1 rRNA gene is annotated in these 1,598 nt (G+C 55.8%); it reads right to left on the bottom strand.

The window, feature by feature from the left end:
• Window positions 1-14 precede the first annotated feature (14 nt).
• Window positions 15-1,548 (bottom strand): 16S ribosomal RNA (locus tag CXY83_RS00020).
• Window positions 1,549-1,598 lie beyond the last annotated feature (50 nt).

The raw sequence follows: 1,598 nt of genomic DNA on the forward strand, positions 1-1,598 counted from the left end.
CACGTGCTCCTTAGAAAGGAGGTGATCCAGCCGCACCTTCCGGTACGGCTACCTTGTTACGACTTAGTCCTAATCACCAATCCCACCTTCGACAGCTCCGTCCCTTACGGGTTCGGCCACTGGCTTCGGGTGTTACCGACTTTCATGACTTGACGGGCGGTGTGTACAAGGCCCGGGAACGTATTCACCGCAGCGTTGCTGATCTGCGATTACTAGCGACTCCGACTTCATGAGGTCGAGTTGCAGACCTCAATCCGAACTGAGACCGGCTTTTTGGGATTCGCTCCACCTTACGGTATCGCAGCCCTTTGTACCGGCCATTGTAGCATGCGTGAAGCCCAAGACATAAGGGGCATGATGATTTGACGTCATCCCCACCTTCCTCCGAGTTGACCCCGGCAGTATCCCATGAGTTCCCACCATTACGTGCTGGCAACATAGGACGAGGGTTGCGCTCGTTGCGGGACTTAACCCAACATCTCACGACACGAGCTGACGACAACCATGCACCACCTGTATACCGACCTTGCGGGGCGACCATTTCTGGCCGTTTCCGGTATATGTCAAGCCTTGGTAAGGTTCTTCGCGTTGCATCGAATTAATCCGCATGCTCCGCCGCTTGTGCGGGCCCCCGTCAATTCCTTTGAGTTTTAGCCTTGCGGCCGTACTCCCCAGGCGGGGAACTTAATGCGTTAGCTGCGACACGGAGACCGTGGAATGGTCCCCACATCTAGTTCCCAACGTTTACGGCATGGACTACCAGGGTATCTAATCCTGTTCGCTCCCCATGCTTTCGCTCCTCAGCGTCAGTTACGGCCCAGAGATCTGCCTTCGCCATTGGTGTTCCTCCTGATATCTGCGCATTCCACCGCTACACCAGGAATTCCAATCTCCCCTACCGCACTCTAGTCTGCCCGTACCCACTGCAGGCCCGAGGTTGAGCCTCGGGTTTTCACAGCAGACGCGACAAACCGCCTACGAGCTCTTTACGCCCAATAATTCCGGACAACGCTTGCACCCTACGTATTACCGCGGCTGCTGGCACGTAGTTAGCCGGTGCTTTTTCTGCAGGTACCGTCACTCCCAGGAAAACCCAGTCGCTTCTTCCCTACTAAAAGAGGTTTACAACCCGAAGGCCGTCGTCCCTCACGCGGCGTTGCTGCATCAGGCTTGCGCCCATTGTGCAATATTCCCCACTGCTGCCTCCCGTAGGAGTCTGGGCCGTGTCTCAGTCCCAGTGTGGCCGGTCACCCTCTCAGGCCGGCTACCCGTCGTCGCCTTGGTGAGCCATTACCTCACCAACTAGCTGATAGGCCGCGAGCTCATCCTTGACCAAAATTCTTTCCACCCCAGAAGATGCCTTCCAAGGTAATATCCGGTATTAGCTACAGTTTCCCGCAGTTATCCCAGAGTCAAGGGCAGATTGCTCACGTGTTACTCACCCGTTCGCCACTGATCCAAGGAGCAAGCTCCTCTTCACCGTTCGACTTGCATGTGTTAAGCACGCCGCCAGCGTTCGTCCTGAGCCAGGATCAAACTCTCCGTAAATGTTTGAATAGCTACCCGACCCGAAGATCGAATGCCCATCTAGTGCACCC

It is taken from the genome of Cryobacterium sp. M15 (assembly GCF_002929675.1).
In the GTDB taxonomy this organism is placed as follows: domain Bacteria; phylum Actinomycetota; class Actinomycetes; order Actinomycetales; family Microbacteriaceae; genus Cryobacterium; species Cryobacterium lyxosi.